This window comes from Duganella sacchari, from assembly GCF_900143065.1.
Taxonomy (GTDB): domain Bacteria; phylum Pseudomonadota; class Gammaproteobacteria; order Burkholderiales; family Burkholderiaceae_D; genus Rugamonas; species Rugamonas sacchari.
The window spans coordinates 69,682-96,337 of the sequence record NZ_FRCX01000011.1 but is presented as its reverse complement, the minus strand read 5'-3'; the positions used below and the strand labels follow the sequence as shown (position 1 = coordinate 96,337).

The 26,656-nt window shown below is 61.8% G+C and carries 19 protein-coding genes; 13 read left to right on the top strand and 6 right to left on the bottom strand.

Annotation, left to right across the window (positions count from 1 at the left end):
- Window positions 1-62: 62 nt before the first annotated feature.
- The 4 genes from BUA36_RS22680 (at window position 63) to BUA36_RS22665 (ending at window position 4,041) form a co-directional block, all read left to right on the top strand.
- On the top strand, window positions 63-662 hold the full coding sequence (locus BUA36_RS22680) for a short chain dehydrogenase (RefSeq protein WP_072787710.1): 600 nt from the start codon (window positions 63-65) through the stop codon (window positions 660-662).
- 127 nt (window positions 663-789) lie between these two features.
- Window positions 790-2,490, top strand: coding sequence for a DUF8614 domain-containing protein (locus tag BUA36_RS22675; RefSeq protein ID WP_072787708.1), 1,701 nt, complete (start codon window positions 790-792; stop codon window positions 2,488-2,490).
- Between the two features lie 80 nt (window positions 2,491-2,570).
- Window positions 2,571-3,245 (top strand): DUF2268 domain-containing putative Zn-dependent protease, encoded by a 675-nt coding sequence (locus BUA36_RS22670; RefSeq protein ID WP_072787705.1) that lies wholly within the window; start codon window positions 2,571-2,573, stop codon window positions 3,243-3,245.
- An 85-nt stretch (window positions 3,246-3,330) separates the two neighbouring features.
- A complete protein-coding gene (locus BUA36_RS22665) occupies window positions 3,331-4,041 on the top strand; it encodes a BON domain-containing protein (protein WP_072787703.1) in 711 nt (236 codons plus the stop codon).
- A 109-nt stretch (window positions 4,042-4,150) separates the two neighbouring features.
- Here the strand turns inward: BUA36_RS22665 and BUA36_RS22660 are convergent, their stop codons facing one another.
- A complete protein-coding gene (locus BUA36_RS22660) occupies window positions 4,151-4,681 on the bottom strand; it encodes a hypothetical protein (RefSeq protein ID WP_072787701.1) in 531 nt (176 codons plus the stop codon).
- Between the two features lie 271 nt (window positions 4,682-4,952).
- Here BUA36_RS22660 and BUA36_RS22655 point away from each other — a divergent pair, with 271 nt between their 5' ends.
- Window positions 4,953-6,260, top strand: coding sequence for an MFS transporter (locus BUA36_RS22655; protein ID WP_072787699.1), 1,308 nt, complete (start codon window positions 4,953-4,955; stop codon window positions 6,258-6,260).
- 90 nt (window positions 6,261-6,350) lie between these two features.
- A complete protein-coding gene (locus tag BUA36_RS22650; RefSeq protein ID WP_229255787.1) occupies window positions 6,351-8,489 on the top strand; it encodes a metallophosphoesterase family protein in 2,139 nt (712 codons plus the stop codon).
- A 99-nt stretch (window positions 8,490-8,588) separates the two neighbouring features.
- On the opposite strand, the gene BUA36_RS22645 is transcribed toward BUA36_RS22650, so the two are convergent.
- Together BUA36_RS22645 and BUA36_RS22640 are read right to left on the bottom strand one after the other, a co-directional pair.
- Window positions 8,589-8,969: an MAPEG family protein gene (locus BUA36_RS22645; RefSeq protein WP_072787694.1), complete on the bottom strand. Its 381-nt coding sequence runs from the start codon at window positions 8,967-8,969 to the stop codon at window positions 8,589-8,591.
- Window positions 8,970-8,978: 9 nt separating this feature from the next.
- Complete coding sequence (locus BUA36_RS22640) at window positions 8,979-11,090, bottom strand: S9 family peptidase (RefSeq protein ID WP_072787692.1); 2,112 nt, start codon at window positions 11,088-11,090, stop codon at window positions 8,979-8,981.
- 95 nt (window positions 11,091-11,185) lie between these two features.
- Between BUA36_RS22640 and BUA36_RS22635 the strand changes: the two genes are divergently transcribed.
- Complete coding sequence (locus tag BUA36_RS22635; protein ID WP_072787689.1) at window positions 11,186-12,031, top strand: PhzF family phenazine biosynthesis protein; 846 nt, start codon at window positions 11,186-11,188, stop codon at window positions 12,029-12,031.
- Here BUA36_RS22635 and BUA36_RS22630 read toward each other — a convergent pair.
- From BUA36_RS22630 to BUA36_RS22620, 3 genes are all read right to left on the bottom strand, one after another.
- The gene (locus tag BUA36_RS22630; protein ID WP_084560301.1) at window positions 12,028-12,795 is read right to left on the bottom strand and encodes a substrate-binding periplasmic protein; all 768 of its coding nucleotides are present in this window, start codon (window positions 12,793-12,795) and stop codon (window positions 12,028-12,030) included. The genes BUA36_RS22635 and BUA36_RS22630 overlap by 4 nt on opposite strands.
- A 62-nt stretch (window positions 12,796-12,857) precedes the next feature.
- Entirely contained in the window at window positions 12,858-13,625 is a 768-nt protein-coding gene (locus BUA36_RS22625; protein ID WP_139260671.1) for a hypothetical protein, read from the bottom strand.
- 92 nt (window positions 13,626-13,717) lie between these two features.
- Window positions 13,718-14,500 (bottom strand): substrate-binding periplasmic protein, encoded by a 783-nt coding sequence (locus tag BUA36_RS22620; protein ID WP_072787684.1) that lies wholly within the window; start codon window positions 14,498-14,500, stop codon window positions 13,718-13,720.
- Between the two features lie 187 nt (window positions 14,501-14,687).
- Between BUA36_RS22620 and BUA36_RS22615 the strand changes: the two genes are divergently transcribed.
- The 6 genes from BUA36_RS22615 to BUA36_RS22590 all read left to right on the top strand — a co-directional run bounded on the left by BUA36_RS22615 (window position 14,688) and on the right by BUA36_RS22590 (window position 26,620).
- Window positions 14,688-15,452, top strand: coding sequence for a carbohydrate-binding family 9-like protein (locus BUA36_RS22615; protein WP_072787681.1), 765 nt, complete (start codon window positions 14,688-14,690; stop codon window positions 15,450-15,452).
- Window positions 15,453-15,672: 220 nt separating this feature from the next.
- Complete coding sequence (locus tag BUA36_RS22610) at window positions 15,673-18,765, top strand: TonB-dependent receptor (RefSeq protein ID WP_084560300.1); 3,093 nt, start codon at window positions 15,673-15,675, stop codon at window positions 18,763-18,765.
- 61 nt (window positions 18,766-18,826) lie between these two features.
- The gene (locus BUA36_RS22605) at window positions 18,827-20,347 is read left to right on the top strand and encodes a tryptophan halogenase family protein (RefSeq protein ID WP_072787678.1); all 1,521 of its coding nucleotides are present in this window, start codon (window positions 18,827-18,829) and stop codon (window positions 20,345-20,347) included.
- On the top strand, window positions 20,311-23,022 hold the full coding sequence (locus tag BUA36_RS22600; RefSeq protein ID WP_229255786.1) for a beta-mannosidase: 2,712 nt from the start codon (window positions 20,311-20,313) through the stop codon (window positions 23,020-23,022). The genes BUA36_RS22605 and BUA36_RS22600 overlap by 37 nt, the downstream gene beginning before the upstream one ends.
- Window positions 23,023-23,095: 73 nt before the next feature.
- The gene (locus BUA36_RS22595; protein WP_072787672.1) at window positions 23,096-24,079 is read left to right on the top strand and encodes a LacI family DNA-binding transcriptional regulator; all 984 of its coding nucleotides are present in this window, start codon (window positions 23,096-23,098) and stop codon (window positions 24,077-24,079) included.
- 114 nt (window positions 24,080-24,193) lie between these two features.
- Window positions 24,194-26,620, top strand: coding sequence for a GH92 family glycosyl hydrolase (locus tag BUA36_RS22590; RefSeq protein ID WP_084560299.1), 2,427 nt, complete (start codon window positions 24,194-24,196; stop codon window positions 26,618-26,620).
- Window positions 26,621-26,656: the final 36 nt, after the last annotated feature.

Sequence of the window (26,656 nt, the reverse complement as noted above, 5' to 3'; positions counted from 1 at the left end):
ATTAGCTCATTTATTCCTTTGGCGAAGCAGAACATACTGGCGTTTTCTAACGGAGGTACAGCATGAAAGTCATCGTGATCGGCGCCACGGGCGCAGTAGGCAAGGCAGTGGTTGAGGAACTGGGCAAACGCCACGACGTGGTGACGGTGGGCGCGCGCGGCGGCCAGTATCAAGTCGACTTCGCCGACATCGGCAGCGTGCGCGGCCTGTTTGCCAAGGTTGGCAAAGTGGATGCGGTGGTGGTCACGGCCGGCGTGCTGCATTTCGCGCCGCTGACCAGCTTCACGCCGGAGCAGTTCTACGTGGGCCTGAACAGCAAGTTGATGGGGCAGGTGAACGTGGCGCTGGTGGCGCAGGAATATCTGAACGACGGCGGCTCGATCACGCTCACCAGCGGCATCCTGGCGGATGAGCCAATTCGTCAAGGCGCCAGCGCCACCATGGTCAATGCCGCCATTGAAGGCTTCGCGCGCGGCGCGGCGATTGAACTGCCGCGTGGCATCCGTATCAACGTTGTCAGCCCTACAGTATTGCAGGAATCGATGGACGCCTACGGCGCCTTCTTCATCGGCTTCGAGCCCGTGACGGCAAGCCGCGCCGCGTTGTCCTATGCACGCAGCGTCGATGGCGCGCAGACCGGCCAGGTGTACCGCGCACTGTAACGCTCTCCGAACAACAGCTGGAAGATCATGCATGCTGAAGGATGTCTGCTACAGCGTGATGTTCCGGCTATATGTGCCTGCTTTACGCTGCATTACAATGTGTTCCTCACTCTACCCGAGGAACACAATGAAAAAAATCCTGCTTCCACTGGCGCTGGCTGTCGCTTGCGCCACTGCCTTTGCTGCACCGGCTGACGTCAATCAACTCAACAAGATGAGCAAGCGTTATGCGCCGATCGCGCTGACCGCTGACACCAGCAAGCTCTCCGCCGGCGACAAGAAAGCCATCGCCAAACTGATCGAAGCCGCCAAGATCATCGACGTGCTGCAGTTGCGCCAGCGCTGGTCCGGCAATGAGGCGCTGTGGGCTGCGCTGCAAAAGGACACCACGCCATTGGGCAAGGCACGCCTGAACTACTTCTGGCTCAACAAAGGTCCATGGTCCATCCTCGACGACCACCAGTCCATCCTGCCCGCGGACGTGGGCGGCGTTGCAGTGCCAGCCAAGAAGCCGGAAGCCGGCAACTTCTATCCGGAAGGCGCCACCAAGGCCGAACTGGAAACCTGGATGAACGCCTTGCCTGCGGTCGATAAAGAGCAGGCGCAATGGTTCTTCACCGTGATCCGCAAGAACAAGGATGGCCTGTTCACCACCGTGAAGTATGCCGAAGAATACAAGCCGGAACTGGAGAAGGCCGCCGCGCTGCTGAAGCAGGCCGCTGCCGATACCGATAACGCCTCGCTGAAAAAATTCTTGAGCCTGCGCGCCGACGCCTTCCTCAGCAACGACTACTTGGAGTCCGATTTCGCCTGGATGGACCTGGATTCGCCAGTCGATATCACCATCGGCCCTTACGAGACCTACAACGACGAACTGTTTGGCTACAAGGCCGCGTTTGAAGCGTATGTGAGCATCCGCGACCAGAAAGAAACGCAGAAGCTCGACTTCTTCGCCAAGCATATGCAGGAGCTGGAAGATAATCTGCCGCTGGATGCGCAGTACCGCAATCCGAAAGTCGGTGCGCTGGCGCCGATGGTGGTCGTGAACCAGGTCTACGGCGCAGGCGATGGCAATATGGGCGTACAGACCGCCGCCTACAACCTGCCCAACGATGAGCGCATCATTAGCCAGCGCGGTTCTAAGCGCGTGATGCTGAAGAACGTGCAGCAGGCCAAATTCAAATCGACGCTGACGCCGATTTCCAAGCTGGTACTGCGCCCAGCCGATCAAAAGGACGTGGATTTTGATTCCTTCTTCACCCATATCCTGGCGCACGAAATCACCCACGGCCTGGGTCCGCACATCACCAAAAACGATGGCAAGGAATCGACGCCGCGCCAGGATCTGAAAGAAGCCTATTCGACCATCGAAGAAGCCAAGGCTGACATCACCGGCCTGTTTGCACTGGCCTACATGATGGACAAGGGCCAGCTCAAAGGCACACTGGGGCAGGGCGATGCAGCGGAGCGCAAGCTGTACACCACCTTCCTCGCATCGGCGTTCCGCACGCTGCACTTCGGCCTGACCGATTCGCACGCGCGGGGCATGGCGATCCAGATGAACTACCTGCTGGACAAGGGCGGTTTTGTGTCGCATGGCGACGGCACCTTCTCGGTCGACTTCAAGAAGATCAAGCAGGCCGTGATCGATCTGGACCGCGAGTTCCTGACCATTGAAGCGACCGGCGACTACGCGCGCGCCAAAGACATGATGAGCAAGTACGTGGTGATCCGTCCGGACGTGCAGAAGGCGCTGGATAAAATGAAATCTGTACCGAATGACATCCGTCCGGAATTCAAGACGGCCAACAGCTTGTTGGGCCGTTAATCATTCAGCTTTTTCTACGTAGTAATATAGCTGCCACCGGGCAATAATTATTGCCCGGTGCATGCTACAGTTTGATCACTATGATCAAGCGCGCCTTCCTCCCCCTGCTGCTGTTGACGTCCGGCCTGGCCTCCGCCGCCGAGCTGACCGACATGGAAATCCGCTGGCTGCAAGCCGGTTCCGCCGTGCTGGCCTATGCCAAGCAGGAACTGAAGCTGCCGCTTGATATCACCGTCCAGCCCCAGGCCGGCCCCAACGATGTGCCGCTGGCGCTGGGCTACCAGAACGGCCGCTGCAAGCTGGTGCTGTCGATGCGCGGCAACGCGAATGCGGAAGATATCCTGTCCACTGTGCCTGCCGCGCAACGGCCGCTGATGATTGAAGCGATGGTGGCGCACGAAATTGGCCACTGCTGGCGCTACACGCAAGGCATCTGGCACATGATGCCGTCCGGCTTTGTGGAAAGCCAGCCACAGCCGGACTCTGGCGCCGCCGAAGCACTGCGCGACACGCGCCGCGAAGAAGGCTATGCCGATCTGGTCGCTCTGGCCTGGACACAGCAGCGTCATCCCGCCGATTACGCTGCGGTGGCCGCATGGATCCGCGCGGTGCGCCAGCCATCGCTTGCCACCGGCTCGCACAGCACGCTGGCCTGGCTGGAACAGGCGCCGACCGGGGCCGCCTTTGCGCCGGGTGTGGCGGTATTTGAACAGGCCAGCCAGCTGTGGCGGCAGGGCCTGTTGCTCGACAGGTAAATCTGATCTGTGTACGTCTCCGCACAGAGCACGCGGCCGTACAGGCGTTTAATGTGTCCATCAACCACCACAAGAGGGACACATCATGAACAAATTACTCTGCTTCGTACTGGCTACCGCTGCCAGCGCTGCCTTCGCTGCTACCCCTAACAACGATACCGTTGCCTACAAAGCTGCAATCAACAAGTCGGACGCTGACTACAAAGCTGCCAAGGGCGCCTGCGATGCACAATCGGGTAATGCCAAGGATGTCTGCCAGGAGCAGGCCAAGGTCAGCCGCGCCAACGCCGAATCGACCGCCGCCCTGCAATACAAGAATGATAAAAAATCAGTCGAAAAAGCCCAGATCAATGTGGCCGATGCCAACTACGACCTCGCCAAAGCCCAGTGCGCCAACCGCACCGGCGCTGACAAGGACAGCTGCCTGAGCGGCGCCAAAGCCCAGCACACTGCGTGGGTGAAAGACGCCAAGGCTGGCAAGAAAGCCGCTGACGTGGCCCAGACCGGCATCGACTGCAGCGCCATGACGGGCAGCGACAAGGCATCGTGCGAAGCCCGCTCGAAAACCGAGCTGACCAAGGACGCGCTGGCGGACACCACCATCACCACCAAGGTGAAAACCGAACTGCTGGCCGAGCCTGCACTGAAATCGCTGGACGTGCACGTGGAAACCACCAACGGCACCGTGATGCTGAGCGGCTTCGTGCCATCGCAAGCGGAAGTTGACAAGGCAGTCGATGTCGCGCGCAACGTCAAGGGCGTGAACAAAGTTCAAAGCTCGCTGCGCATCAAGTAAAGGGCAGTGCGGGCTAGCCCCCCATGCCCGCTCGCCCCGGCGCCCGGCCGCGTTCCCCCACGCCGCCGGGCGCCGCCTCGTTCAGCTTATCGCGTGCTTATGTGCGTGCTTATTTTTGATGGTGCGTCGCATACAGCCGATACAGCCACAGCCAGTTCCCTTCGGCATCTGACATATCAGTAAAATAGTTCTCACTATTTTGTTCGAAGGGCTGCGGGATGGTCTTACTCCCGGCATACCGTCCAAATTTCGTCGTCACTGTGGTCCCGCTGGTCGTTACATAGATTGTGAACAGAGAATCTTTCTGTTCTTTGGTCGGGCCGATATGAATAAAAGCGACGCGTTCGGGTTCACCTTTTTCCACGCGTATCAGGTCGAAATCACCGATCGGTGCGGTAGACCAATTGCCGGTGCCTTGAGGGCCGTCATCCAGCACGAATTTCAGGGGAACCGTGATATCCCTGCCGCGGCTAAAACAAGGGGTCTTGGGATTGTCAGGATTATCGTCTACGGAATTAATGTATAAGCCGTCCGGATAAGCTTGCTTCAATGCCCAAATGCGAATAACCGGAATGCGGGGAAGCGCGAAAGACCGCTCGCCAAAGCCAGTGGATGGAAGTGCAGTAATATGTAGTGACATGTTTTACCTTATAAGGGTGAGTTGACGAAGTGCCATACAATGAACCTTGCATCTGACAATCGCCTGGTGACACCAGGCCCGGGGCGCACGTGGCAAACGTGCTGCGTCAACTATATGCCCAAATAAGTAGCAAAAAATACACGTATTGTCACTATTGCACCGTATTGGCGCAGCGCCGGTGGAGGCAAGTTTTCCTTGTATTCATTATGGTCGTAATCTAAAATGGCGGCAAGCGCGCCTTCCGGCACGCATTGCCATTGTGAGGACCACCATGTTTGCACAAGCTGTATCGACCTGGCTGCAGCGCCGCGGCCTGCATTTTTCGTGGGTGATGGTTGCCCTGACGTTTTTGACGGGGCTGTCATCGGCGGCTGCCCTGGGCCTGCCCGGCGCCCTGTTGCAGCCGCTGTCCAGGGAATTCGGCTGGGACGTGGAGCAGATCTCCTCGGCGCTGGCGGTGCGCTTCGCCCTGTTCGGCCTGATGGGGCCGTTTGCAGCCATCTTCATGGAGCGCTTCGGCTTGCGCAACGTGGTGGTCACGGCGCTGACGCTGGTTGCCTCCGGCATGGCGCTGGCCACGCAGATGACGCAGTTCTGGCACCTGGTACTATTCTGGGGAATCATGCTGGGCGTGGGCTCCGGCATGACCGCGCTGGTGCTCAGCGCCGTGGTGTCCAACCGCTGGTTCGAGCGCCATCGCGGCCTGGTGGTGGGCATCCTGACCGCCAGCTCGGCGACGGGCCAGCTGATCTTTCTGCCGGTCGGCGCGTGGATGATCGAGCACATGGGCTGGCGCCTGGCGGTGGTGCCGGTGTTTGCCGCTTGCGCGCTGATGGCCGTGGCGGTGTTGCTGCTGATGCGCAACCGCCCCAGCGATGTCGGCCTGGCGCCGTTTGGCGCCGCCCCGGGCACGCCGACAGCCGCGCCGCCTGCCATGCACGTCACGCTGGCGACGCCGTTCAAGATTCTGGCCGAGGCCTCGCGCAGCAGCGTGTTCTGGATACTGGCCGCCACCTTCTTCATCTGCGGCCTCAGCACCAATGGCCTGATCCAGACCCACTTCATTTCGCTGTGCGGCGATGCCGGCCTCGGCCCCGTGCCTGCCGCCTCCGTGCTGGCCATGATGGGCGCATTCGACCTGATCGGCACCATCGGCTCCGGCTGGCTGTCAGACCGCTATGACAACCGCAAGCTGCTGCTGATGTATTACGGCTTGCGCGGCCTGTCGCTGCTGTGGCTGCCGTATTCGGAATTCACGCTGTATGGCCTGTCCACCTTTGCCATGTTCTACGGCCTGGACTGGATCGCCACCGTGCCGCCAACCGTGCGCCTGACCGCCGCCACCTTCGGCAAGGAAAAAGCCGGCATGGTGTTTGGCTGGATCTTTGCCGCCCACCAGCTCGGTGCAGCGGTGGCAGCCTACGGCGCCGGCCGCGTGCGGACCCTGCTGCTGACCTACAATCCGGCGCTATTTGCGGCAGGCGCCGCCTGTCTGGTGGCGGCGGCCATCATCATGATGATCCGTCGTCCCGCAGCAGCCAGCACGGCGATGCCAGCGACCCCGGCCAAGGCCGCATAAAAAAAGTGGTAGCGCTTCCAAAATGTAATCAGCCTGTCATTTGCCAAATTTACACTGCGGCGAATTTCAACCAGCCTGATGGAGTTTTGTATGCGTTACGCCTTACCTGCGGCGGCCCTCGCGGCGGCCGCCGTGGCCGCCTTATTGGCCGCTTGCGGCAGCGATGGCCTGCCGGTCACGGAAACCAATCCGGGCGACGGTTTCAACGCCACGGGCGTCGCCTTCATGAGCGACGTCCACTTCGAGAACATCTACGGCGACCTCAAGAGCAGCCAGTTCTCCGGCATTCCCACCAAGGACGGCAAGAACGCCACCATCCGCACCATGTACGCGGAGCTGACCTCGACCCGGCTGTTCAACGAAAACTACTTCGCGTTCCGCGCCGCACTGGATGATGCCTACGCCAAAGGCCTGCGCCTGGTGGCGCTGCCGGGCGACATTTCGGACGACGCCCAGCCCATCAACATCGACGGCCTGGCCGACATCCTGCATGAGTACCAGGCCAAGGGCATGCGCTTCTTCATTGCGCCGGGCAACCACGACCCGAACGAACCGTACGACGATGACGAAGCCGGCAAGAACGACTTCCTGACCAGGGATGGCAAGGAACAGAAAATCTATGCCGTCAACAACAGCGCCTGCAAAGCCAAAGATCCCAGCGTGGTCTGCACCAACCAGCTCATGGAACAGGGCTACGAAAAACTGCTGACCAAGCTGGCGGAATTCGGCTACGTGCCCAACAAGAACGACGTCTACTGGGAAACCCCGTTCACCACCTACACCGACGGCAAATACAGCTACGATGCCGCGACCGCAGCGGCCGACCTGGGCAAGCGCCAGTTTGAAATCTGCGCCGAAGGCGAGGGCGGCAAATACAAAGTGGCGGGCAAGACCTACAGCCGCTGCACCAGCATCATCGACGCCAGCTATCTGGTGGAACCGGTGAAAGGCATCTGGCTGCTGGCGCTGGACGCCAATGTGCATGTGCCGAATGCGAACTTCGACCCGGCCAACCCGAAAAACTTCAAAGGCTTCGACAACGCCGGCGACGCTGGCTGGAACAAAGTGCAGACCCACAAAATCCACCAGATGGAGTGGATCAAATCCGTGGCCGCACGCGCCAAGGCGCAAGGCAAGCAACTGATGGCGTTCTCGCACTATCCGACCATGGACTTCTACGCCAACCAGACCGATGCGATGAAAGCCGTATTCAAATCGGGCGCGTTCCAGGTGACGCGCATGCCGGCTGCGGCGACCACCTCCGCCATGGTGGCGACCGGCCTGCCGCTGCATATCGGCGGCCACATGCATTTCAACGGCACCAACGACGTCAAGGATAGCGCGGGCAACTACCTGGTCAACGTGCAGTCGCCATCGCTGGCCGTGTTTGGCGCGGCGTACAAAATCGTCAGCTACCAGAGCAAAGACCTGATCGACGTGCAGACCGTGGGCCTGAACACCGTCGCGCGCCATAACGAACTGTTCCCGTACTACCAGGTCGAGTACGACTACCTGCAAGGCAGCACGGCAGCCAGCGACATCGCCAAGCGCTGGAACCGCAGCATCCTCGACAGCAAATCGTATGGTGAATTTACGCGCACCTACTTCGGCGAACTGTCACGCCTGCGCTTCATGGGCGACTACTGGCCGTGCGAGATGAAAGAAGCGGCGATGTCGCTCGATCTGCGCCAAATGCTGATCCTGTCGCAGCTGCAAACCAAAGTCACGCTGGCGCAGCTGAAAGACAATCCATCGGTACTGCCGATCACCGCAACGTGCGCGGCCAAAGGTACGCCATCGGGTGACGCGGTGGCGGCGAGCCAGCTGACGGCCGACTGGGCGGCAGCCACGGCCAAAGCCGAGCAGGTAGCGGCAGCGGCCAACCTGAAACTGGCCGACTTCGCCAAAGTCAGCGCTTACGAATTCTACGGCGACTTCCACCGTACCGTGTACGCCGGCGAGCTGGCCTTGCGCGACATGGGCGCGGAGCGGGTAGCGCAGTACAAAGTGTTGATGAGCGCATTCCCGGCATCGCCAGCGGCCATCGTCAAAGTGGGGGATCAACTGTCCGACCAGAACCCGGTACAGGTGGCGTTCCAGTCGCAGTTCAAGCAAGTATTCGCGATCCTGAAAGGCCTCGGTTCCGGCAAGCCGAGCGACCACTTCACGATCGACCTCAAAGCGCAAAAGCTGAACAACGTCAGCAATAGCGGCCTGAGCTTCAACTAAAAAACTCCGGGGTCAGGTCCGTCATTTCTACACGGCCTCTACCGTAGCGTGCGCTACGGTAGAGGCCGTGTAGAAATGACGGACCTGACCCCGGATTGTTTAGCTCAACAGGAGGATGGCGATGCTGATCCCTAGTCCGCTGATCCACACCAGCGTGCGCAGGATGTGGATGTTGGCAAGGTAGACGGCGATGTACACCAGCCGCACGGCGATGAAGCTGATCGCCAGCATGTCGATGCTTGCCTGGTCTGCATGCGCCTGCTGGGCCAGTACGACGGCGGCGATGAACAGCGGCAGTGCTTCAAAGCCGTTCAGCTGCGCGGCGTTGGCGCGGGATTTCCAGCCTGTCAGTCCCGCGACCCAGTCGCGCGGACGCTTGTTGTTGTAGCTGTCCGCGCCACGTGATGCCACTTTTGCCAAGCCGACGGTGGCCATCGGCAATATGCAGGCTATCAACACGCACCAGTTTGCATTCGTCATGCTGTCTCCTTAGTTGAGGTATTTCGCCAGCCAGGCATGGACCTCGCTGTAGAAGTAGCGGCTGTTCTCGCCTTTGAGTATCCAGTGATTTTCGTCCGGGAATACTAACAGCTTGCTGGGCACGTTCAGACGTTGCTGGGTGGCGAAGTTCATGAGCGCGTTGTTGGCCGGCACGCGGTAGTCGAGTTCGCCTACGGAGATCAGGATCGGCGTCTTGAAGCCGGTGCCTTTTTCGTGATTGCCCGCCTGCAGTACCGGGCTTTGTTCGCGCCACACGGCTTTGTCGCCCCACACCGGGCCGCCGCTGTTCACTTCACGGCCCCACACGCTGTCGCTGGTGCCCCATTGCATGATCAGGTCCATTTCGCCCGCGTGCGAGACGATGGCTTTGTAGCGCGTGGTGGTGGCCTGCAGCCAGTTGGCCAGGTGGCCGCCGTAGCTGGCGCCGCCTGCGGCCAGTTTGCTGCCGTCGATGTAGCTGTATTTTTTGACGGCTTCGTCGACCGCTTCGTTGACTTCGTCGCCTGGGCCTTTCAGCGGGTCGCCCTGGATCGCACGGGCGAATTCTTCGCCGTAGCCGGTCGAGCCTTTGTAGTCGGTCAGCAGGACGACGTAGCCGGGCTGGGCCAGCAGGTGGTAGTTCCAGCGCAGTACGAACTGGTCGCGCCACATATTGGCCGCGCCGCCGTGGATGACGGCAAACAGCGGGTATTTTTTGTTGGGGTCAAAGTTGGCGGGTTTGACGATCATGTTGTGGATCATGCGGCCGTCGCTGGCTTTGAACCAGAAGTGCTCTGGCGCTTGCCAGTCGATACCGCCAGCGCGTTCGGTGTTGAACGAGGTCAGGCGTTTTGGCGCGCCGTTGCCGAAGGCGTAGATCTCGGGCGGGTTGATGGCTGATTCCCACACGCCGACCAGCGCCTTGCCGCCGGCGTTGAGCGAGTTGATGCTGCCGGTCGGCAGCGATGCTTCGTCACGCAGGTCGCCGCCCGCGTAGTTAATCGAGTGCAGCTGTTCCAGTCCGGCGTGCTCGTAGCTGAACACCACGCGGTTGCTGCCGGCTGGCAGCGCGTAGCGCGAGATCGAGCGGTCCAGCGACGCGGTCAGGATCTTTGGCGCTGGATTGGTCACGGGCCATGCCAGGCTGGCGATGCGGCTGACGTCGTACACTTTGCCGGGCTCTTCCGCTTCGGTCAGTGTGAACAGGGTCTTGCCGTCATGGCTGAATTTGAGGTTGCTGTAGGTGTGCTTGTCGGCGGTGAGCTGGCTGGCTTCGCCACCGGCCACGGGCACGCTGAAGAGTTGCGTGTAGCCGGCTGCGCGCGCCAGTTCGTCGCGGTTGGTCGAGGCGGAGAACACCACGGCTTTGCCATCCGGCGCCCAGATCGCGTCCAGCGACTGGCCTTCGTCGCCCTGGCCGCCGCCAAAGCCTGGCTGTGCGGCCAGTTTGGTGGCGCTGAGCAGGTCGCGCGGCGCGGCGCCAATCTCGGCGTTCATGACGAACAGGCGGACTTTTTTGTCGTCCAGCCATTTGTCGAAGAAGCGTGGCGGGAAGCTTTCGTAAGCGCGTGCCGAGTATTTGCGGTCCTTGCGTTCTTTCGCCGTTTTCTTGACGTCTTCTTCGGTGACGTTGCCAGGGAAGATGTCGCTGACGAACAGGATCTGCTTGCCGTCCGGGCTGAATTTCGGCTGGCGTGCACCCAGCGTCAGCGTGGTCAGGCGCTGGGCCTCGCCGCCGCCGGCGACGTCGATGCGGTAGATCTGGCCGGCCTCGTCGCCTTCGCGCTTGGCAACGAAGATCAGCTGCTTGCTGTCCGGCGACCAGTTGATGCTGCCTTCGCCGCCTTTGCTGAAGGTCAGGCGGCGTGCCGGCGTGTCGTCGCTCAGCGATTTGATCCACAGGTCCGACCATTGGTCCTTGCTGTCATACGCAGGATCGGTGACGGAGAACACGGCCCATTTTCCGTCCGGGCTGGGCTGCGGTGCGCCAACGCGCTTCATCAGCCAGACGTCCTCGTGGGTGATGGCGTGTTTGGCCGGCGCGGTATCCGCTGCCAGGGCCTGGCCCGTCAATTGGGCCGAAATGATGAAGGCAAGAAGGGAAAGTCGCGGTATAGTCATGGCGAGTTCGCTTAGAAGTCAGTGAAACAACGATAGTGGCCATAACCGTCATTGCTGTCAATCAAGTTTTCCATCCTTCAGATTTCGGAGACAACATGCAGACCATTACCAAAGTTCACAAAGTTGCCGCCTTCACCGCAGGGGAAGAGGGCGGCAACCCGGCCGGCGTCATGATCCGCGCCGCGCTGCCGGAGGAGCCTGCCATGCAGCGCATTGCCACCGAGATGGGCTATTCGGAAACCGTCTTTGCCGCGCCCCATGAAGATGGCTGGCGCGTGCGCTATTTTTCGCCGGATGGCGAGATCGCTTTCTGCGGCCATGCCACCATTGCGCTGGGCGCCGTGCTGGCGCAGCAGAATGGCGACGGGATTTTTCCGCTCACCACCAACCACGCCCGCGTGACGGTGGAGGGCCGCCGCCAGGACCGGGGCGCGACCGCCGCGCTGCAGTCGCCGCCGACCTCCAGTTCGCCTGCTTCGCCGGCGCTGGTGCAGGAGGCGCTGGCGCTGTTTGGCTACCGGCTGTCCGATCTGGATGACCGCATTCCGCCGGCGGTGGCCAACGGCGGCGTGCACCATCTGGTGCTGGCGCTGAACAGCCGCGACCGGCTGCGCGCCATGCAGTACAAGCTCGATGCGGGCCGCAGCCTGATGCAGCGCTATGGCCTGACCACGATTTCGCTGGTGCACGCGGAAACGCCGCAGCGCTTCCATGCGCGCAATCCATTTGCGTCAAGCGGCGTGTATGAAGATCCGGCCACCGGTGCGGCAGCGGCGGCGCTGGCGGGGTATCTGCGTGACCTGGATTGGCCGCATGGCGGCGCCATCGACATCATTCAGGGCGAAGACATGGGGGCGCCTTGCCATCTGCAAGTGCAGATCCCGGACCAGCCGGGCAGTTCGATCCGCGTCTCGGGTAACGCCCGGATGATCGGCGATTAGTCCCACTTCCTGAACAGGCGCGCCAGCTCGCCGGATTTTTCCAGCTGCTCCACGGCGCGCTGCACGCGCTGGCGCACGGCCGGATCGACGTGCGTGCCCAGCGCCATGTAGACATCCACGGTGGCCATCACGGCGGGCAGGATTTTGACCTTGCTGGTGGCGCCGGCGCGCTCGATAAAGCCTTGCATGCCCGGCGCGCGGTGCAGGAAGAAGCGGCCGCGTCCGGCAATCAGCTTTTGCAGGTTGGCGGACGGCGTGCTGGAGCTGGCATCGACCTGCAGGCCGCCGATGCGATCCAGCATGCCCGGCGCGGTATAGCCGCGGTTGGTGAGGATCACGCCGTTGGCGCCCAGCTTGCGGACGTCATCCCAGCTGTTGATGGCGGCCGTATCGCCGGCGCGCGCAATCAGCTGGTAGCGGAACTGGAAGATGGCCGGCTCGAGAAAGCTATACTGGCGGGTGCGCTCCTCGGTGCGCTGCACGGCGCACAAGGCGTCATGCTCGTGGCTGGCCAGTTGCGACAGCGCTTGCAGCGCCGGCGTCCATTGCTGGTCGCCGACAAACACCACGCTGGGCTCAATCCGTTCGATGGCGCGGTACAGGTCCACGCACAGCCCGACCACGCGGCCGATGCCGGCCGGAATGTACTTGGGTTCCGTGCCTTCCTGTGCCACGACTTTCAGCTCCGTGGGCGCCGCCCAGACATGCGTACCCAGCAATGCACACAGCAGCGTCAGTCCGCAGCGCAATCCCTTCGGCAGCATCTCACCCCCGTACCCGTGTTCGTAAAATGGCAGTATAGAGCAGAGCGGGCTGAGTCGGGGGATTAGGGCTTGAGCAGACGTGGAATGCCTTCTGTTACGGCTTGGCGCAGCAAATGGTCCAGATAATCAGATTTCTCTTTGGCGCTCAGTGCGGCCCAGGTGCGCACGTTGCGGTCTTCGGCATTTTGCGCGTAGGTGACCAGTTCGCTTTGTTTGAGCCGCACTTCGCGCTGCACGGCCAGCGTGTCAGCGTCAATCAGGCGCAGCTTGATATAAGCGAATGGCATCAGCACGCCTTGTGTGCTTTCGCTGGATTTTTCTTTATGGGCGACCACTTCCACCAAATTGTCCATGTAAAAGCCCAGACCTTCGATCTTGCCGGTGCCACCGGACTCGTGCATGAATTTCAGGTCGGTATCGGCGCGGTACTTGGTCACCAGGATCACATGGGTCAAGCCCTTGTCTTTCCACAGCGTTTTCAGGAAATCACGGTTGGCCTGATTGCTGGACGGCTCATCGAACATGGTGTTTTGAGCCTTGTGCAGCTCGGCGTCGGTGGTCAACATCAGGAAGCGTCCGGCCTCGGGCTGGGTTGCCTGGATTGCGGCGCTGGTGGCGCGAATGGCGGCTTCGTCAAAGAAGGTGTTGTCACCCAGCGAGTAGACTTGCTTGTCATTGGCATCCAGCTTGGTGCCCGTTTCCGGCACATAGGTGATGGTGGAAATGCTATCGCCCACCAGCGACAGGATGCCGTATTTGCGTGGCGCTTCGGCGGCGTGCGCCGCGTTGGACAGCAATAAGGCGGCAGCAAGTAATAGAGATTTTTTCATCGGGAGTGAGAATAAAACGAAATGCTCGCGATTTTATCAATATTAACTTGAGGAAATACTCACAAATTATCACGTCCGCGATTTCAAGCGCATCAATCCCATTTGCGCATCAGCTTGTCCAGTTCGCCTTTTTTCTCCAGCACAAACAGCGCGCTGGCGATGCGGTCGAGCACTTTGCTGTCGAGCTGCTTGCGGGTGGCAAAGTAGAGTTTGGCGCTGTACATCACCTGCGGCAGAATTTTCACTTTATCGGTAGTGCCGGTGCGTTCCAGCAGTCGTTGCAGGCCGGGGCCGCGGTGGAAATACAGGCGACCGCGGCCGGCGATGAGTTTTTGCAGGTTCAGTTCCTGCTGGGTGGAACGCGCGTCGATTTCAATTCCGCCCATGGCGGCAATGATGTCGCCGGCGGCAAAGCCGCGGTTGACCAGCACCACGTTGTTGGGCGCCAGCTTGCGCACATCGTCCCATGAGCTGATGCTGATGTCGTCATTGGCGCGTACCAGGAAATGGTATTCGATGGTGAACAGGGCCGGACCGATGAAGTTGTATTTCTTCTCGCGCTCAGGCGTGCGCTGGACCGCGCATTGGATGTCTTCGACGCCGGTTTCCAGTTCGGAGTAAGCGCGGATCAGCGGCTTCCAGCGCTGGTCGCCGACGAAGCGCAGGCCTGGATCGATTTGCTCGACAGCGCGCATGATGTCCACGCACAGGCCGGTGACGCGGTCCTTGCCGGCCGGGATGAATTTGGGCTCGGTGCCTTCTTGGGCGGCCGTGCGTAGCTGGACCACGGGGTCGGCCGGCGCGGCAGCGGCCAGCAATGGAATGCAGCAAGCTCCCGCAAGCAGGTAGTGCAGTCCCTTGTCCCAGCCTCTCATACGATCCCCAAAAAATCCGGCGTGTTGACGCTCTTGGCCCACTAGCTTACACGAAGCTCGGGCGAAGACAATCCCCCGATTCTTGTTTACTAAAGTTCACTAAAAACGCCCGGAAATGCCAAAAGGGTTTGAAGTGGTATTGGCTGCTTGTTAAATTTTGGGGATCACAGGTGCTAGGAGTTTTGGGATGAAAACAGGCGCGAAAATATGCATGGTGTCGTTGCTGGCGACGACGGCAGCGGCGGCCGAATTGCCGGCGCCACTGGCCTATGAATGCCTCAGGGCGGCCGCACCCATCCATATCGACGGCAAGCTGGACGACCCGGCCTGGCAGCAGGCGCCGTGGACTTCGGACTTCGTGGACATCGAAGGCGACAGCAAGCCCCGTCCCAAGTTCCGCACCCGCGTAAAAATGCTGTGGGACGATCAGTACCTCTACATCGCCGCCGAGCTTGAAGAGCCGGACGTCAAGGCCACGCTGACCGAGCGCGATTCCGTGATCTTCAAGGACAATGATTTCGAGGTGTTCATCAAGCCGCTGCCGGAGACTGCAAGCTATTACGAGTTTGAGATCAACGCACTCAATACCGGCTGGGACCTGTTTCTGCCCAAGCCCTACAACCAGGACGGCCAGCCCGATAACAGCTGGGATATTGCCGGCCTGAAGACGGCAATTGCCGTGCAGGGCACGCTGAACAGGTCGTCAGACAAAGACCATGGCTGGACCGTGGAAATTGCCTATCCCTTGTCCGCGTTTGCCAACCGCCAGAGCGTGCTGCAGCCCCGGGATGGCAGCACCTGGCGCATCAATTTCAGCCGCGTCGAGTGGACCGCCGGCAAACCCAATGAAGACAACTGGGTCTGGTCGCCCCAGGGCGTGATCGATATGCACGTGCCGGAACGCTGGGGCTATCTGCATTTTTCATCGCGCACGGCGGCAAAAAAGAAATAACTATCGCCATAGGTAAATGTCGTAAATCAGCCTCATTTCAGTTTACTAAAGCTCACTAAACTTCGCCCGTTTTCTCGAAGTCTGTTGAACCGCCATAGTTTCCTTTGTATAAACCTTTCTGGGAGTAGTGATAGACCCAGCGACATACAGGCGGCAAATTGGTCGTTTAGTAAATCGCCGAAATAACAAGCCCTACGCAGGGCATCACAAGGAGACATACATGACGTCCAACATCCACCACAACTCACTGCAGAGCCGCTGCCGCGTTACGCCGATCGCGATGGCGGTGGGCGCTGCACTGCTGACCCTGACCAGCGCCCACGCGCAAACCGCCGCCACCGAGAAGAAAGCCGACCCGAACCAGGAAACCACCGTGGTCGTGACCGGCTACCGCTACGCGATCGAGAAAAGCCTGGACCAGAAACGTGACGCCAACGCCATCGTTGACGTGGTGACCGCCGAAGACATCGGCAAATTCCCCGACAAGAACGTGGCTGACGCGCTGCAGCGCGTACCGGGCGTCATCATCGACCGCAGCGGCGGCGAGGGCAAGAACGTCAGCGTGCGCGGCCTGTCGTCGGAACTGACACTGACCCAGCTGAACGGCAACTACATCGCGACCGCCGAGTCCAACGGCGATCCGACCCGCTCGTTCAACTACATGCTGATGCCATCGAATATGCTGTCCAGCGCCGAGCTGTTCAAAACGCCGGAAGCGCGCATCGACGAAGGCGGCATCGGCGGCACCGTGATCCTGCACACGCGCCGTCCGCTGGATGTGAAGTCGGGCACCGGCTTCGTGTCCGCCGAAGGCACCTGGGCCGACACCACCAAGAAGACCGACGGCCAGTTCTCCGGCCAGTATGCGTGGCACGACGAGAGCAACCGTTTTGGTGTGCTGGTCGGCTACACCCAGCAGAAACGCACCACGCGCACCATGGGCGCCAGCACCGAGAACTGGCAGTGGTACAGCGATAACAACAAAACCCATCCCGCGACCGACGTCAACGGCAAACCGTCGGGCATGAACAGCTACTGGTGGGGCCAATCCGGCTTCTACGACCAGAGCGGCAAGTACTACAGCAACTTCATGATGCCGACCTCGGTCAACTTTGACGTCAAGACCGAAGACCGCGAACGCAAGGGCGGCCAGCTGACCATGCAGCTGAAGCCGGTGCGCAACCTGACCCTGACCGGTAACTACTTCCGTTTCGACCTGTCGCAGAACTCGCAGACCAACACGCTCAAGATTCCGGAATGGAACCTGGCCCGCTATGACGGCGACGGCAACTGGGCCGGCGGCCGCATGCTCGACGGCCTGAGCTTCGACCCAAGCAAGACCATCGTCACGGGCGCCCAGTACAGCGCGCACGCCGGCAAGGGCTACTATTGCAGCGAAGCGCAGGCCAAGGCCGGCGGCCAGAAACCTGGCGGCTGGGGGCCGGACGACTGCACCATTCCAACGCCGCAGATCACCGGCAGCTACAACCGCGAAAAAGCCCTGTCGCAAACCTTCGATCTCGAAGCCGAATGGCATGGCGAGACGGTGGACGCCATCTTCAAGGGCGGCCGTACCTGGGCTGGCGGTGGACCGGACCTGCAATTCACCTTGCCGATCAAGCCGCGCATGCAAAACGCCGACGGCAGCTGGACGCTGGGCAATTACGCCAGCGCCTGGAACCTGAACGGCACGCCGAGCATGACCTTCTCGCCAGAGCTGATGGCCAATCTGCAAAAGGGCATCGGCGAGATCGACCTCGGTTCGACCCAGTCCTCGTGGACCCGCAACACCACCCAGCAGAAGTACGCCCAGGCCGACCTTACCTGGCATACCGATTACAAGTGGCTGGACTCGCTGCAATTCGGCGGCAAGTACCGTGACGGCGGCACCCACCGCAGCACCGGCAACAACTACTGGGCGTGCAAGGGCACGGACCCAAGCAACTACGACAACCGCTACCAGGCCGGTTGCGATCCGACCGCCAACAAGTTCCAGCCGCAGTTCCTGTACTCGCAATCGCTGGACAACCTGGCGGGCGGCATCAACGCCAGCGCCTTCCCGGCGATTAACTATCCGGCCTACATCGCCTACCTGGGCCAGACCTATGGCGCGATGCAGACCCGTAACGAAGACAACTTCATCTTCAACGTCAACGAGAAGATTGCCTCGGCTTATCTGCAGGCCAACATCAAGACCGACCGCCTGCGCGGCAACGTCGGTCTGCGTGTGGTGCGGACCCGCCAGCATGCCGATTCGACCGACAGCATCGACAACTACAGCGACTACTTCTACAACGTCAACGGTGCACCGGCGCCTTGCCTGGCGGGTGGCGCACCAGCCGTGGGCGCACCATCGGGTTCGGGCTGTATCAGCGGTTTCACCACGCTGCCGGACAGCATTGCGCATACCAAGTCGTTTGCGGTGAGCTCGCTGGACCGTACCTACAACGATGTGCTGCCTAGCTTCAATCTGGCCTACGACATCACCCACGACCTGCTGCTGCGTGCCGCTGCGTCCAAAGTGATTTCGCGTCCGAGCTATGGCGACATCGCCGCACCGGGCGGCCTGCAGTACTACAGCCAGGAATACGTCAACGACCGCCGTCTGATCGGTGGCGGCGACAAGCAGGGCTGGTTTGGTGCAGGCAGCAACAAGAGCCTGGAACCGTACAAGGCTAACCAGTTCGATATCGGCCTGGAGTGGTACTTCCACCGCGGCTCGGTGCTGGGTGCCGACCTGTTCCGCAAGAACGTCAGCAACTTCTCGGTGCCAGTGGTGCGTGACGTGACCATGAACGTGGGCGGCCAGAGTGTCACCGTGCAGAACTACTCGACCACTGCCGGCGGCCGCAACGGCGTGTCGCAGGGCGTTGAGCTGTATGCGCAGCACACGCTGTCGTCGGGCATTGGTTTCCAGGTCAACTACACCTACAACAAGACCAACCAGGCGGCCATCACGCTGGAAGACGGCACCAACATCGGCAAGTCGCCGCTGGTGGGCAGCGCCAAGAACCAGGCCAACGTCACCGTGTTCTACGAAACCGACCAGTACCTGCTGCGCGCGTCGTACAACCGTCGCGGCGAAGTGGTGGACGGCCTGATGAACGGCTTGAACGTGTATGAAGATCCGTACAGCCAGGTGGACTTGAACGTGGCCTACAACTTCAGCAAGCAACTGAGCCTGACCGCTTCGGTGCTCAACGTGACCAAGCAGGAAACCCGTTCGCACCTGGGCAACGACACCAACGACCGCTTCTACTCCAACGGTTACGCTGGACGCATCGCGTACTTCGGCCTGAACTACAAGTTCTAAGCCCTTCCGTTTCCTCCCCGTGCCGCAAGGCCGGGGAGGTCTTTTTCTTTGGAGTGCTGCGATGAACACGCTCAACCGTATCAACCACATCACCGTCGTCGGCGGTGGCAGCGCGGGCTGGATGGCCGCCACGGCGCTGGCCACTTACCTGGGCAAGGGCGCGACGATCCGTCTGATCGAGTCGGAAGAAATCGGCATTGTCGGCGTGGGCGAGGCCAGCGTTCCGCACATCAAACTGTTCAACGGACAATGGCTGGGCATCGACGAAGCCGAGTTCGTCAAACGTACGCAGGGCACGGTCAAGCTCGGCATTCAATTCAATGACTGGGGCCGGATTGGCGACAGTTATATCCACGGTTTTGGCGCGATCGGGCGTTCGATGGGGCCGCTGCCGTTCCACCAGTTCTGGCTCAAGCAGTTCCTGGCTGGCCGCGCGCCGGATATCGGCCATTACACGCCGCAGACGGTGATGGCGCCGCAGGGCCGGTTTGCGCCGGGCGACCGCAATGCGCCGCCGCATTCGCCGCTGGCGGACATTGCCTACGCCTATCACTTTGACGCCACACTGTACGCGCGCTACCTGCGCGAGCTGGCCGAACAGCGCGGCGTGCAGCGTATCGAAGGCAAGATCGTCAGCGTGCAGCAGCGTGCCGACGACGGTCACATCGAATCGGTCACGCTGGAAAGCGGCCAGGTGGTCGAGGGCGAACTGTTCATCGACTGCTCGGGTTTCCGCGGCCTGCTGATCGAGCAGACCCTCAAGACCGGCTATGTCGACTGGACCCACTGGCTGCCGTGCGACCGCGCCATGGCCGTGCCGAGCGCCAGCGTCGAACCGATCACGCCGTACACGCGCGCCACCGCCCGGGCGGCAGGCTGGCAGTGGCGCATTCCGCTGCAGCACCGCATCGGCAATGGCTATGTGTATTCCAGCCGGCACATCAGCGACGATGAAGCGGCCGCGACGCTGCTGGCCAACCTGGATGGCGAGGCGCTGGCCGAACCGCGTCCACTGCGCTTCACGACGGGCATGCGCAAGAAATTCTGGAACAAGAATGTGGTGGCGCTGGGACTGGCAAGCGGCTTCCTGGAACCGCTGGAATCGACCAGCATTTATCTCGCACAGTCCGGCATCACCCGTTTGCTGAGCCTGTTCCCGAAGCGCGATTTCAACCCGCTGCTGGCTGCACGCTACAACCGCGAATCGGCATTTGAATATGAACGTGTGCGCGATTTCCTGATCCTGCACTACAACGCCACCGAGCGTAACGACACACCGTTCTGGGACGATTGCCGCACCATGTCGATCCCGGACAGTCTGCGTGAAGCCGTCGAGCTGTTCCGCGCAGATGGCCGCTACTTCCGCAACGGCGAGGATTTCTTCGCGTTGCCAAGCTGGGTGCAGGTCATGCTGGGCCAGCGTATCATGCCGCAGAGCTACCATCCCATCGTGGATGAGATGCCAGAGGACAAGCTGATCGAGCAGGTAGACGGCATGCGCGCCATGCTGGCGCATGCGGTGGCCAGCATGCCCACGCATCAGGAATGGATCAACCGATACTGGAAAGCGTCTGCACCATGAGTATGCGTTTTCTTTTGCAGTCCCTGTTGCAGTCCCTATTGCGGCTGCTGTTTGGTCTGTGGCTGGTGGCCGGCGCGGCGTCGGCCATGGCGCAGACGCCCGGTGAACTGGTGATTGGCAAGGGCTGGACCTTCCGCCTCTTGCCCGGCAATGCGCAGCTGGCTTCCCACCCGGAAGCGGCGGCATGGAAGGCAGCGGCGGTACCCGGCACGGTACACACCGACCTGTTTGCCAACAAGCTGGTCCCCGATCCCTACGTGGGCGCACCGGAAGCCAGCCTGCAATGGATCGGCCTGGCGGACTGGGAATACCGCACGCGTTTCGATGCGCCGCGTGCCGCCCAGGGCAGCGCGCGCAGCGATCTGGTGTTTGAGGGCCTCGATACCTACGCCGAAGTCTGGCTCAATGGCGACCGGCTGCTGGCGGCCGACAACGCTTTCCGCACCTGGCGCGTGCCGGTGCAGGGCAAGCTGCGCGCCAAGGGCAATGAACTGCGCATCGTGCTGCGCTCGCCCATCACCAGGCTGCTGCCGCAGGTGCAAGCCATGCCGCACAAGCTGGCGGGCAACTATCCTTCACCGTATGGCGATGAACCGGCCGATGCGATGACCGGCAACTTTGCACGCAAGCCGGGCTATCACTATGGCTGGGACTGGGGGCCGCGCTATGTAACCGCCGGCATCTGGAAACCGGTCGTGCTGCAAAGCTGGGACGTGGTACGCATCGCTGACTTGCAACTGCGTCAGGATCACGTCGATGCCGCGCGCGCCGAGATGACCGCCGTGTTGTCGGCCGATGTCGTGCGCGGCGGCAGCTTTGACCTGCGCCTGTGGCAGACCGCGCCGGATGGCAAGCGTTCGCTGGCGGCCCAGCAGCGCGCGCTATTGCGTGCCGGCGACAACCGCGTCGAGCTGCCGGTGCATGTCGATCATCCGCAGCGCTGGTTCCCGAACGGCTACGGCGCGCAGGCGCTGTACCGCTACACGCTGGAGATCAGTGACGGCAAGGCAGTGGTGGCCAGCAAGAGCACGCGCACCGGCTTGCGTAGCATTGCCTTGCGCCGTGATGCCGATGACAAGGGCCGGAGTTTCTACTTCACCGTCAACGACATTCCCGTATTTGCCAAGGGCGCCAATACCATTCCGTTCGACATGTTCCAGCCGCGCGTGAGCAAGGCGCAGTTGCGCAGCGTGCTGCAATCAGCGCGCGATGCGAACATGAACTTCCTGCGCAGCTGGGGCGGTGGCTATTACGAAAGCGATGAGTTCTTTGACCTGGCCGACGAGCTGGGCCTGCTGGTCTGGCAGGACTTCATGTTTGGCGGCGGCATGCCGCCAGCCTACGAAGACGCCTTCCGCGCCAACGTCATCGCCGAAGCGCGCGATAACGTACGCCGCCTGCGCAACCATCCGAGCATCGCGCTGTGGTGTGGCAATAACGAGGAGGAAATCGCCTGGAAATATTGGGGACCCGGACAGGCCATGATGAAAGCCGATCCGGCGTTTGCCACCAAAGTATGGAGTGGCTATGTGCAGCTGTTTGGCACGGACCTGCGCAAGGTGGTGGCGGAAGAGGGCGGCGGCGTCGCCTACTGGGCCAGCTCGCCAAGCGATGATCTGGCCGAAGCTGCCAATACCCCAGCCAGCGGCGACATGCATTACTGGGAAGTGTGGGGCAACCCGGCCCATCCGCCGTCGAAGTATCTGGAAATTACGCCGCGCTTCATGTCGGAATACGGCCTGCAGGCCTGGCCGGTGCAGCGCACCATCGACGCGTTTGCCAAACGCGGCGAACAGGGGATTGCCACGCCGGTCATCGAGGCGCATCAGAAGTTCCTGGCCGGTAAAGGCAATGAACGGCTCATGAAATATGTGGACTACGAGTTTGGCGAGACCAGTGACTTCAACGCCTTCGTTTACCTGAGCCAGGCCGCGCAGGCGGAGGGCATCGAACTGGCGGCGCTGCATCACCGCGCCAACCGGCCGTTCACCATGGGCTCGTTGTACTGGCAGCTCAACGATGTGTGGCCGGGCGCTTCATGGTCCAGCGTGGACTGGTTCGGGCGCTGGAAGGCGCTGCAATTCCATGCGCGCCGTTTCTACGCGCCGGTCGCGGTGGCCGCCTTGCGTGATACGGCGGGCCACACCACGGTCAGCCTGCTCAATGACCGTCCGCATGCGGTACGCGGCGAGTTGCGCCTGCGCGTGATGACGGTCGATGGCAAGCTGCTGCGCGAAGAGCGTAAGCCGGTCGAGCTGGCGCCGCTGTCGGCCACCCGGATGGCGGAGTACGCCGATGCCGACTTGCTGGCCGGCGCCGCTCCCGCCAGCACCATCGCCGCGTTTGACTTGCAGGTGGTCGGCGAACCGGCCGCGCGCGGTGTCGTCTATTTCAAGGCCGCAAAGCAGATGACGTGGAACGATCCCCGCTTGCAGGCGACGCTGCGCAGCAGCAGCGATGGCTATGTGCTGGACCTGCATGCGGACCAGTTGGCACGCGCGGTATGGATCGATTTCGGTGACATCGATGCTGACGTCGCCGACAACGCCGTCACGCTGCTGCCAGGCGAAAGCCTGTCCCTGCGGGTACGCTCGAAGGCCGGCCTTGCCAGCTTGCGCAAGTCGCTGCGGGTGCGTACGCTGGCCGATATACTGGCTGGCCCAGCTGGACTTTAATCAATCGAATTGTGGAGACTTTTATGCACCTGATTTCGCTGCACAGCCGGACGCATTGCGCCAAGGAGCAGCTGTGAGCCAGGTTACGCTGCGTGATATTGCGCAGACCACCGGACTGTCGATCGGCACCGTATCGCGGGCGCTGAAAAACCAGGCTGGCATGACGGAAACGACGCGCAACACGGTGCGCGAGGCCGCGCTGCGCCTGGGGTATGACTTCTCGCAGCTGAAGAAGGGACGCATCCGCCGGATTGCCTTCCTGCTGCACAGCCAGCACAACACGCTGGCATCGAGCCCGTTCTTTTCGGCTGTGCTGCATGGTGCGGAAGAGGCTTGCCGGCGCGAAGGCATTGCGCTGTCCTTCATCGTGGTCGGCCCGGCGGAACCGGTGCTGGACCAGATCCGGCTGCACCAGCCCGATGCGATCCTGTGCGCGGGTTTTTTCGAACCCGAAGTGCTGACCGCGCTGCAGCAGGTTGGCAAACCGCTGGTGCTGGTGGATATGTACCGGCGCGGTTTTACCTCGGTCAATCCCGACAATATGCGCGGCGGCTATCTGGCCACCCAGCACCTGCTGCGCTGCGGCCGCAAGCGCATCGCCATGCTGTCCGGTTCGTTGGCGCACTACAGTATCCAGCAGCGTAACCGCGGCTTCCGCCAGGCGCTGTTTGACGCCAAGGTCCACGCCGACCCCGATCTGGAAGTGGTGGTGCCCACCATGGGCGAAGGCGATGAGGGCGTGATGGAAGCCATGCGCAACCTGCTGAGCCTGCCCCGGCGTGCCGATGCCGTGTTCTGCTACAACGACAGCACCGCGCTGGCGGTCATGAAGTACTGCCTTGGCGAGGGCCTCAAGATTCCGCATGACATCGCCATCGTCGGCTTCGACGACATCGCCGCTGCGGCCGCCGCGATTCCGCCGCTCAGCACCGTGCGCGTGGACAAGGAGGCGCTGGGCCGCGCCGGCGTCGAGCTGTTGCTCAACAAGGCCGACGAGGAACCGTCGCAGATCACGGTGCCGGTCGAGATGGTCGTGCGCGAGAGCAGTGAGGACTAGCGCGCCAGCCGCAAGCCACGCTTTCCCGAACTTTTGCAGCCTCGCCGCGCGCCTGCCGCGACGAGGCCCACCCGCTGCGTCCCTGGCGTCAGCGTAATGAAAGGAGCTGTAACCATGTTCATGTTTTCCCATTCACGCTTCGTCAGCCTGAGCACGTTGCTGGCGGCGTTCATGCTGCCCGCCGCGCATGGCGCCGCGCCGCTTGACGCCACGCCGGTCAACACCTTCATCGGCACGCAGGACGAAGGCAATACCTTCCCCGGTGCGTCGGCGCCGTTCGGCATGATCCAGGTCAGCCCGACCAGCGAACACTACGCCGGCTATCGTTACAGCGATGCGCGCATCCGCGGCTTTGGCCACTCGTATATTTCCGGCGCCGGCTGCTGGGAGCAGGGCGGCCAGCTACAGGTACTGCCGGTGACGGGGCTGATCGGCCCGGGCGGCGACTTCGATACCGGCAAGGCCGCCAGCTTCGATTACAAGCGCTATGCCGCCACTTACAGCCATGACGGCGAAGTGGGGCAGGCGGGCTACTACAAGGTGCAGCTGTCCAGCTATGGCGGCATCACGGCCGAAGCGACTGCGCTGACGCGCGCGGCGGCCGAACGCTATACGTTTGCCGCCGGCACCACCACCGGCCACGTGCTGCTCAACGTGGGCCAGGCCAATGAGCGCCATTCGGTGGTCGGCAGTGAAGTGCAGGTGCTGGACGACCGCAGTGTGGAAGGCAAGATCACCACCAAGAGCTTCTGCGGCGGCGCCCAGTACACCACCTGGTTCCGCATCACGTTTGACCAGCCTTTCGTCACGCACGGCGTCTGGGATGACCGTGGCGGCTGGCCGGGCGCGCGTGGTCCCAGCCAGCAGGGCGAGGCCCGCCCGCATGGCGTGTGGCTGAGTTTTGATCTCAAGCGCGGCACGGCGGTAACGGCGGTCAGCGCGATCTCGCACGTGGACATCGAAGGCGCCCGCGCCAACCTCAAGGCGGAAGGCATGGCCGGCGGCCAGGTGCTGGGCTTTGACGCCATGCGCAAGCAGGCGCAGGCTACCTGGCAGCGTGAGCTGAACAGCGTGCGTATCCTGGGCGGCAGCAATGATGACCGCACGGTGTTCTACACGGCCCTGTACCACGCGCTGCTGCAGCCGATGACGGGCAATGATGTGGACGGCCGTTATCGCGGCTACGACAACGCCATCCATACCGCCAGGGACTGGACTTACTACGAATACTTCTCGCTGTGGGATACCTACCGCGCGCAGAACCAGCTGCTGGCGCTGTTGCGTCCACAGCGCGCACGCGATATCGCCAATTCGGTGCTGAAGATCCGCGAGCAGGGCGGCTGGCTGCCACGCTGGGGTTACGCCAACTTCGAGACCAACATCATGACGGGCGATCCGGTCACCCCATTCCTGGTGGACCTGTGGCGCTATGGCGCACTGAAAGGACGCGAGGCGGAAGCCTACACCGCGCTGCGCGAGAACGCGTTTGGCGTGCCGCCGCATGGGATACGTGCGCAGGGCCGCGCAGGTAATCTGAATTACCTGAGCAAAGGCTATGTGCAGTATGACCGCAGCTTCATCTCCAAAGGCATGGACGTCGATCCGCACCACGGCGCTTCGTCCACGCTGGAATATGCGCTGGCGGATAGCGCACTGGCGGTGATGGCCAAATCGCTGGGCCATGCCGATGACGCCAAGCTGCTGGAGCAGCGCGCGCTCAACTGGCGCAATGTGTGGGATGCGAGCGTGGTCGATGCGCCGACTGGCCTGCGCGGCTTCCCGCGTCCGCGCCAGATCGATGGCGGCTGGTTCTCTGACGTCGATGGCACTTACGATCCACGCAGCGAGCGTGGCTTCCACGAAGGCACGGCGTGGCAATACCAGTGGCTGGTTGGGCAGGATGTGCCTGGCCTGGCCGCAGCGATGGGCGGCCAGAAGCAGGCGCTGCAACGTCTGGACCTGTTCTTTGACCATGATGCGCTGGTGACCGATCCAGGCGCCGTGCGCAAGTCGTGGGTGGTGGGACCTTATAGCTACTACAGCCAGTTCCGCTACAACCCGAACAACGAACCTGACCTGCACGCGCCGTGGATGTACACGCTAATGGGCCAGCCGTGGAAGACCACTACCGTGCTGCGCGCGGCGGAAACGCTGTTCGGCAATGGTCCCGGCGGCGTGACGGGCAACGATGACCTGGGCACGATGTCGGCGTGGTATCTGTTCAGCGCGCTGGGCATTTATCCGGACGCGCCAGGCAGCGGTCGCTTCCTGTTGCATGCACCGCGCTTTGCACGCGCCGAGATCGATCTGCCGAAAGGCCGTACGCTGCGTATCGAGGCGCCTGCCGCCAAACCGGGCGAGCGTAGCTACGTGCAGTCAGTCAGCGTGGATGGCCGTGCGCAGTCGCGCGTGTGGCTGGACTGGGAGCAGCTGCAAGCTGCTGGCAAGCTGGAATTCCGCCTGTCGCCGCAGCCGGATACGGCGGGCTGGGGCACGCATGGCCGTGACCTGCCGCGTCCACCTGCCGATGCTGCGCCGTAAGCGGACCAGCGATAAAAAACGATTGATAACAATACG